7 protein-coding genes are annotated in these 7,966 nt (G+C 71.3%); all 7 read left to right on the top strand.

Translation table 11 applies throughout. From position 1 onward, the window contains the following. Positions 1-330: 330 nt before the first annotated feature. Positions 331-2,001 (top strand): glycoside hydrolase family 13 protein, encoded by a 1,671-nt coding sequence (locus KN815_RS20805; RefSeq protein ID WP_216343451.1) that lies wholly within the window; start codon positions 331-333, stop codon positions 1,999-2,001. Positions 2,002-2,026: 25 nt separating this feature from the next. Then, positions 2,027-3,079, top strand: a complete 1,053-nt coding sequence (locus KN815_RS20800) for a LacI family DNA-binding transcriptional regulator (protein WP_216343450.1) — start codon at positions 2,027-2,029, stop codon at positions 3,077-3,079. Positions 3,080-3,236: 157 nt separating this feature from the next. Next, positions 3,237-4,049 (top strand): phosphatase PAP2 family protein, encoded by an 813-nt coding sequence (locus tag KN815_RS20795; protein ID WP_372458414.1) that lies wholly within the window; start codon positions 3,237-3,239, stop codon positions 4,047-4,049. 142 nt (positions 4,050-4,191) lie between these two features. Then, positions 4,192-5,097 carry an HAD family hydrolase gene (locus KN815_RS20790; protein ID WP_372458413.1) on the top strand — a complete coding sequence of 302 codons (906 nt, stop codon included), beginning with the start codon at positions 4,192-4,194 and terminating at the stop codon, positions 5,095-5,097. Continuing rightward, a complete protein-coding gene (locus KN815_RS20785) occupies positions 5,045-6,343 on the top strand; it encodes a threonine synthase (RefSeq protein ID WP_253209130.1) in 1,299 nt (432 codons plus the stop codon). Before KN815_RS20790 ends, KN815_RS20785 begins: the two co-directional genes overlap by 53 nt. Beyond that, positions 6,340-7,011, top strand: a complete 672-nt coding sequence (locus KN815_RS20780; protein WP_253209129.1) for a helix-turn-helix transcriptional regulator — start codon at positions 6,340-6,342, stop codon at positions 7,009-7,011. Before KN815_RS20785 ends, KN815_RS20780 begins: the two co-directional genes overlap by 4 nt. A gap of 17 nt (positions 7,012-7,028) precedes the next feature. Next, positions 7,029-7,955, top strand: coding sequence for an aminoglycoside phosphotransferase family protein (locus tag KN815_RS20775; RefSeq protein WP_216343447.1), 927 nt, complete (start codon positions 7,029-7,031; stop codon positions 7,953-7,955). Positions 7,956-7,966 lie beyond the last annotated feature (11 nt).

Raw genomic sequence — 7,966 nt, 5'->3', positions numbered from 1 at the left:
CGCGCCGCAACCACAAGGATGCGATTCCTCCCAGGGCTGAAGCCCTGGGGTTCCTCGCAAGAACAGGCTGAACTCCTCCAAAGCCGGCCGCTCCGTCGCGGCCCCGGGTTGCGGAGGAACGTAACAGGGCCGCAAGCCCGCCGAAAGAGCTTGCGGCAAATTTCTGCAAGGCGCTCGGCATCGTTACGTCCGCGTGTCCCCGCGGTAGCCGCTCCGCCCCCCTTCAGGCGCTTGACATGCGCCCACAGCACGACCGGAGCCCCCTTCAAGGGCATCAGCGCGCCCTGCAAGCTCTTCCGCAAGGCATTGCAGAGCTGTTACGTTCCCGCCATGACCCAGGAGCTCACGACCTCCCTTCCCACCGAGCCGGTGCGACCGGCCGAGAGCCCCGGATGGTGGCGCGACGCCGTCATCTACCAGGTGTACGTACGGTCCTTCGCCGACAGCGACGGCGACGGGATCGGCGATCTGCGCGGAGCGCGGGAGCGGCTGCCGCACCTCGCCGGGCTGGGTGTGGACGCCGTCTGGCTGACCCCCTTCTACGCCTCCCCGCAGGCCGACGGCGGCTACGACGTGGCCGACTACCGCACCGTGGACCCGCTCTTCGGCACCCTCGGCGACGCCGACGACCTGGTGCGCACCGCCCATGAGCTGGGGCTGCGGGTGATCGTGGACATCGTCCCGAACCACAGCTCCCACCAGCACCCATGGTTCCGCGAGGCGCTCGCCGACCGGCCCGGCGGCGCGGCCCGCACCCGGTACCACTTCCGCCCCGGCCGCGGCGCGCACGGCGAACTGCCGCCGAACGACTGGGAGTCGGTCTTCGGCGGCCCCGCCTGGACCCGTACCACCGATCCGGACGGCACCCCCGGTGAGTGGTATCTGCATCTCTTCGCCCCCGAGCAGCCCGACCTCAACTGGGACTCCCCCGAGGTGCGTGCCGAATTCGACTCGGTGCTGCGCTTCTGGCTGGACCTGGGCGTGGACGGCTTCCGGATCGATGTCGCGCACGGCATGGTCAAGGCCGCCGGGCTGCCCGACATCGGCCGTACCGAACAGGCCAAGCTGATCGGCTCCCAGGTACTGCCGTTCTTCGACCAGGACGGGGTGCACGAGATCCACCGCTCCTGGCGCCGGCTGCTGGACTCCTACCCCGGTGACCGGATCGGCGTCGCCGAGGCATGGGCGCCCACCGCCGAGCGGCTGGCCCTCTATGTACGCCCCGACGAGCTGCATCAGGCGTTCAACTTCCAGTTCCTCAAGTGCCCGTGGGACGCGGCCGCGATGCGCGAGGTGATCGACGAGTCGCTGGCCGCGACCGGCTCCGTCGGCGCCCCCACCACCTGGGTGCTCTCCAACCATGACGTGGTCCGGCACACCACCCGTTACGCCGACGGAGCCGACGGCGGCCCGGAGCAGGGGCTCGCCCGCGCCCGTGCCGCGGCCCTGCTCACCCTCGCGCTGCCCGGCTCGTCCTATCTCTACCAGGGCGAGGAGCTGGGCCTTCCCGAGGTGACCGACCTGCCGGACGAGCTGCGCCAGGACCCGGCCTTCTTCCGCACCTCCCCCGACGGGCAGGACGGCCAGAGCGGTCAGGACGGCTTTCGCGACGGCTGCCGGGTGCCGCTGCCCTGGACCCGCTCCGGCGAGAGCTACGGCTTCGGCCCCGGTGGGAGCTGGCTGCCCCAGCCGGACGGCTGGTCCGGGCTGTCGGTGGAGGCGCAGACCGGCGACCCCGGCTCCACGCTGGAGCTGTACCGCGGCGCGCTCGCGCTCCGCCGTGAGCTGCCGGGTCTGGGGGACGGGCCGATGAGCTGGCTGGAGGCCCCGGCGGGGGTGCTCGCACTGTCCCGGCCGGGCCTGGTGTGCACGCTCAACACGCTCGCGGAGGAGGTCGAACTGCCGGTCCCGGGGCGTGCCCTGCTGTCGTCGGCGCCGCTTTCGTACGGGGCCGGAACCGTACGCATTCCGCCTGATTCATGCGCGTGGTGGGCAATCTGACACGCGACCGGTACAGTCCCACTCCATGACCGCACGGCTTGCTGACATCGCAGCCCAGGCGGGGGTCAGCGAAGCCACCGTCAGCCGCGTCCTCAACGGCAGGCCGGGGGTGGCCACGGCCACCCGCGAGTCCGTCCTCGCCGCCCTGGACGTCCTCGGCTATGAACGGCCCGTGCGGCTGCGGCAGCGCAGCGCCGGGCTGGTGGGACTGATCACCCCCGAGCTGGAGAACCCGATCTTCCCCGCGCTGGCCCAGGTCATCGGGCAGGCGCTCACCCGGCAGGGCTACACCCCGGTGCTGGCCACCCAGACTCCCGGCGGCTCGACGGAGGACGAGCTGACCGAGATGCTGGTGGACCGGGGCGTGGCCGGGATCATCTTCGTCTCGGGGCTGCACGCGGACACCTCGGCCGATATGCAGCGCTATGACCAGTTGCGCGGCCAAGGTGTGCCGTTCGTGCTGGTGGACGGCTTCTCGCCGAAGGTGCGGGCGCCGTTCATCTCCCCCGACGACCGGGCGGCGATGGGGCTGGCGGTCACCCATCTGGTCTCGCTCGGGCACACCCGGATCGGTCTCGCGCTCGGGCCGAAGCGATTCGTTCCCGTACTGCGCAAGATCGAAGGCTTCCAGCAGGCGATGCGGGACCGGCTGGGGCTCTCCCCGGAGGAGTCCGAGCAACTGATCCAGCATTCGCTGTACACCCTGGAGGGCGGCCAGGCGGCGGCGAGCGCGCTGATCGACAGGGGCTGTACGGCGGTGGTGTGCGCGAGCGACATGATGGCGCTGGGCGCCATCCGGGCGGCCCGGCAGCGGGGCCTGGGGGTCCCGCAGAACGTCTCGGTGGTCGGCTTCGACGACTCCCCGCTGATCGCCTTCACCGATCCGCCGCTGACCACGATCCGTAAGCCGGTGCAGTCGATGGGGCAGGCGGCGGTGCGGGCGCTGCTGGAGGAGATCGGCGGCACTCCGGCCCCGCCCAGCGAGTTCGTCTTCCTCCCCGAACTGGTGGTGCGCGGCTCCACCGCGTCGGCCCATGGGGTGGAGGCGCGGGCCCGGGCGGCCGGGGGCGCGGTCTAGTGGCCGGGGGACGTAGATGCACATACGCCCCATAGGGGACACCCGGACCGGGACATAAGCAATCAAGACCCGATGCCGCGGATGATCTGCGGGTGGACGACGTCTGGCAGACTGTTGCCCTATGGGTGGAGCGACTATCAGGACGACGGCGGGCCGAATGGCCACCCCGGCACCTCTCGCGGACACCGATGCGGCACGGGCGCCGCACCACACCCTGATGGACCGGTTGCGTACGCCCAGAAGGCCCCGGCTCTGGTTCGAGATCGTCCTCATCGCCGTCAGTTACTGGACGTATTCGCTGATTCGCAACGCCGTCCCGGAGCAGCGGCCGGAGGCGCTGCGCAACGCGGGCTGGATCTGGGAGTGGGAGCACCGGCTCGGCCTGGCCTTCGAGCGGGGCGTCAACCATGCGATCGACTCGGTGAGCTGGCTGATCGTGGGCATGAACTACTACTACGCGACGCTCCACTTCATCGTGACCCTCGGCGTGCTGGTGTGGCTCTACCACTGGCATCCGGGCCGCTACGCCGCCACCCGGCTGGCGCTCTTCGCGACCACGGGCGTGGCCCTGCTCGGCTACTACTTCTTTCCGCTGGCCCCACCCCGGCTGATGAGCGGCGGCCATTTCATCGACACCGTGGTGGCGCACAACACCTGGGGCTCGATGGCCTCGGGAAACCTCGCCGATATGTCGAACCAGTACGCGGCGATGCCCTCGATGCACATCGGCTGGTCGCTGTGGTGCGGTCTGACCATCGCCACGCTGGCCCGTCCGGTGTGGGTGAAGGTGCTGGGGCTGCTCTACCCCTCGGCCACGCTGCTGGTGATCGTCGCCACCGCCAACCACTTCTGGATGGACGCGGTCGGCGGGGTCGTCTGTCTCTCCTTCGGTTTCGTGCTGTCGTGCGCGTGGTACGGCTCGCTGCCGTACCGGCTGCCGAAGCAGGTGGCCGTGATCTGCACGGCTTGATCGTCCCCGGCGGAGCCGCCATTCTCTGTTCCGCAAGGTCGACATGAGGTCAAGGGTCGACATGAGTTCAGGGGCTCCATGTGTCGCGCTGATCGACGCGGAACGAGCACGATGAGCGTGACGAAAGGGACCACCGGCCACCGTGCACACCGCCGATACCGCTGACGCTTCCGTACCCCCCTCCATCCGCACCGGGGCCGCCGTCGCGCCGGGCGTGCTGCTCCCCCGGCCCCGTACCGCCGGGCGGCCCCGCTTCCCGCTGGTGGCCACCGACCTCGACGGCACCCTGCTGCGCAAGGATCTGACGGTCTCGCCCCGCACCCGTGAGGCGCTCGCCCTCGTCCGGGCCGCCGGGGCGCGGCATCTGGTGGCCACCGGGCGGCCGGCCGCGTCCTGCCGGGAGTTCCTGGTCGCGATCGGCTACCGGGGGCTCGCGGTGTGCGGACAGGGCGCGCAGTTGTACGACGCCTCCGCGGACCGGCTGCTGGTCTCGGCGTCGCTGGACCGGGAGCTGGCCCGGTCGGTGGTGGCGCGCACGGAGGAGGCGCTGGGCGCGGGGCCGCTGGAGCTGGCCGTGGTGACGGCGGCGCCCGAGAACCGCTTCGTCGTCACCGCTCACTTCACCGACCGGAGGCGCCCGGAGTGGGGGCTGGCCGAGCGGGAGGAGCTGTGGGCGGCGCCGATCGAGAAGGTGCTGATGCGCCACCGGACGGTGGCGGACGGGCTGGTCGCCGAGGCCGCGGAGCGGGTGGGCGCGGGCGAGGTGGCGGTGACCCACTCCGAGAAGGGCATGATCGAGGTGCTCCCGGCCGGGACGGACAAGGCGGTGGGGCTGCAACTGGCCGCCGACCGGATGGGGTTCACCCCCGCGGAGACGATCGCCTTCGGCGACATGCCCAATGACATCCCGCTGCTGGGCTGGGCCGGATACGGGGTCGCGATGGGCAACGCGCATCCGGAGCTGATGGCGATAGCCGATGAGGTGGCGCCGTCCCATGAAGAGGACGGGGTCGCGGTGGTGCTTGAACGGCTATTCGCCCACCCTTGAGCGGCTCTCGCAGCGCACTCGCGACCCGCTGGAGCCACCCATCCCGCCCTTGACTGGGCATGCAGAATTAAACAAAATATCCAAGGTGCGAGCTGAACCACGAGCTGAACGAGTCGAACGAGTCGAGCCCCACTACGTCGACGAGCGCTCCGGAGCCACCTACTCCATCGACGATCCCCGCTGGTGCGGTGCGGACGGGGCTCCCCTCACCGTCTCCGCGCTGCCCGGCATCACCCGCGAGCAGGTGGACACCGGGGCCCGGTCACTCTGGCGCTACCGAGCGGCCCTCCCGGTGCGCATCGACGCCCCGGTGTCACTGGGTGAAGGGTGCACCCCGCTGGTCGGGAAGGACTGGGGGGCGGATCGGATTCTCTTCAAGCTGGAGTGGTTCAGCCCCACCGGCAGCTTCAAGGACCGCGGCACCAGCGTGATGATCTCGCTCCTCGCCCAGCGGGGCGTACGGGAGGTCATCGAGGACAGCTCCGGCAATGGCGGGGCCTCCGTCTCGGCGTACTGCGCCGCGGCCGGCATCCGGGCCAGGATCCTCGCCCCCGCCACCACCTCCCCCGCGAAGATCCTCCAGAGCCGGGCGTACGGCGCCGAGGTCGAGCTGGTGCCCGGCGACCGGGACGCCACGGCGGCGGAGGCGCTGCGCCAGTCGGCCCATACGTACTACGCCAGCCACAACTGGCACCCCTTCTTCCTCCAGGGCACCAAGACCCTGGCGTACGAGCTGTGGGAGGACCTGGGCTTCACCGCACCGGACGCCGTGGTGACCGTGGCGGGCGCGGGCAGCACCGTGCTCGGCTGCGACCTCGGCTTCTCCGAGCTGCTCGCCGCGGGCCAGATCACCCGCCGCCCCCGGCTGCTCGTGGCCCAGCCCGCTAACTGCGCACCGCTCCACGCCGCGTTCCGCGCGGGCACGGAGGCCCCGGTGCCGTTCGACCACGCCCCGACCATCGCCGAGGGCACGGCCATCCGGGAGCCCGTCCGCTTCCCCGAGGTGCTGCGCGCCATCCGCCGCTCGGACGGCGATATGGCGGCCATCCCGGAGGACGCGATCGCCACGGCGGTCCGCCGGCTGGCCGCGACGGGGCTGTACGCGGAGCCGACCAGCGCGACGGCCGCCGCGGCGATCGAGGTCTTCCGGGCCCGGGGCGCGATCCGCCCCGGGGAGACCACGGTGGTGCTGCTGACCGGGTCGGGTCTGAAGGCGACCCCGACGATGACGGAGCTGTTCGGATGACCGATCGGATGGCCGAGAAGCAGCGTCAGGAGACGACGGGAACGTCCGAGGACGAGCTGCTGCTCCGCGAGGCCGAGAAGATCGTGGTCGCCATCGGCCGGATGTTCCCCGGGCTGTGCGAGGTGGTCCTGCACGATCTGCGCAACCCCGACCAGTCCATCCGCGCCATCGAGAGCAATCTCTCCGGCCGCGAGGTGGGCCAGCCCACCACCGAGCTGGGGCTGGCCCGGATCCAGGACCCCGGCTTCCCCGACATCGTCCAGAACTACGCCAACCGCTTCCCGGACGGCCGCCCGGCGAAGAGCACCTCGATCGGCATCAAGAACGGCGCGGGCCAGTACGTCGCCGCCATCTGCCTCAACCTGGACGTCTCCCTCTTCGGAAGCGTCGCCCGCAGCCTCAACAACCTGGTCCGCACCGATGAGCAGCAGCAGCCGCTCACCGAGACGCTCCGCGCCCGCACCGCCGCGGAGCTGCGCACCGTCATCGAGGAATTCGCCGCCGCCCGCGGCCAGACCCCGCGCAGCCTGGGCACCCCCGCCAAGAAGGAACTCGTCCGCACCCTCAAGACCAGCGGCTTCCTCCAGGTGAAGCACTCCGTCCAGGTGGTCACCGAACTGCTCGGCGTCTCACGGGCCACCGTCTACAACTACCTGCGCTCGCCCTGACGAGGAAGACCTCTCCGATGACCCCACCGATCCGCCGCATCGACATCCCCGATGCCTTCGCCGCGTCGTTCGGCGAGCACGACGCCACCGGCCGCGCCTGGCTCGCCGCGCTCCCCCGCCTGGCCGCGGACTTCCTCGACCGCTGGGACCTGCGCCCGGCCGGTCCCGCCGCCCATGGCATGGCCTCGCTCGTCCTCCCGGTGACCGACGCGGACGGAACCCCGGCTGCCCTGAGGCTCCAGCAGGTCAGGGAGGAGACCGAAGGCGTTCCGCTGGGCCTGCGGACCTGGAACGGCAACGGCGTGGTGCTCCTGCTCGACCACGACCCGGACACCGGCACCATGCTGCTGGAACGGCTGGACGCGACCCGTCCGCTCTCCGCACTGCCCGACGACACCGCCGCGATGCGCGTCCTGGCCGACCTCCTGGCCCGGCTCACCTCGGTAGCCGCCCCCGGCGGCCTGCGCCGGCTGTCCGACGTCGCCACCGCCATGCTCGAGCAGACGCCCGACGCCGTACCGGCCCTGCGCGACCCGGCCGAACAGCGGCTGGTCCGCGTCTGCGCCTCCGCCGTGGCCGAACTCCTCGACGAACCGGGCGACCGGCTACTGCACTGGGACCTCCACTACGACAACATCCTCGCCGGTGAACGCGAGCCCTGGCTGGCCATCGACCCCGAACCGCTCACCGGCGACCCCGGCTTCGAGCTCCTGCCGGCGCTGGACAACCGCTGGGACGAGATCCTGGCCACCGGCGACCCCACCCGCGCGGTGCTGCGGCGCTTCGATCTGCTGACCGAGGCCCTCGGCCTGGACCGGCGGCGGGCCACCGGCTGGACCCTCGGCCGCGTCCTCCAGAACGCCCTCTGGGACATCGAGGACGGCAAGACCACCCTGGAACCGGCCCAGGTCACCATCGCCACGGCCCTGCTGAACCATCGTTAGGCGCTGAACCG

This window comes from Streptomyces niphimycinicus, assembly GCF_018883605.1.
GTDB lineage: Bacteria > Actinomycetota > Actinomycetes > Streptomycetales > Streptomycetaceae > Streptomyces > Streptomyces niphimycinicus.
Note: the sequence above shows the minus strand (reverse complement) of the source record. Positions and strands in the feature narration are given on the sequence as shown.

Bases quoted from the DNA above. Each gene is read 5' to 3' on its own strand.
- KN815_RS20785 (WP_253209130.1), top strand. From the start codon at position 5,045: ATGAAGAGGACGGGGTCGCGGTGGTGCTTGAACGGCTATTCGCCCACC.
- KN815_RS20775 (WP_216343447.1), top strand. From the start codon at position 7,029: ATGACCCCACCGATCCGCCGCATCGACATCCCCGATGCCTTCGCCGCG.
- KN815_RS20800 (WP_216343450.1), top strand. From the start codon at position 2,027: ATGACCGCACGGCTTGCTGACATCGCAGCCCAGGCGGGGGTCAGCGAA.
- KN815_RS20795 (WP_372458414.1), top strand. From the start codon at position 3,237: ATGGCCACCCCGGCACCTCTCGCGGACACCGATGCGGCACGGGCGCCG.
- KN815_RS20780 (WP_253209129.1), top strand. From the start codon at position 6,340: ATGACCGATCGGATGGCCGAGAAGCAGCGTCAGGAGACGACGGGAACG.
- KN815_RS20805 (WP_216343451.1), top strand. From the start codon at position 331: ATGACCCAGGAGCTCACGACCTCCCTTCCCACCGAGCCGGTGCGACCG.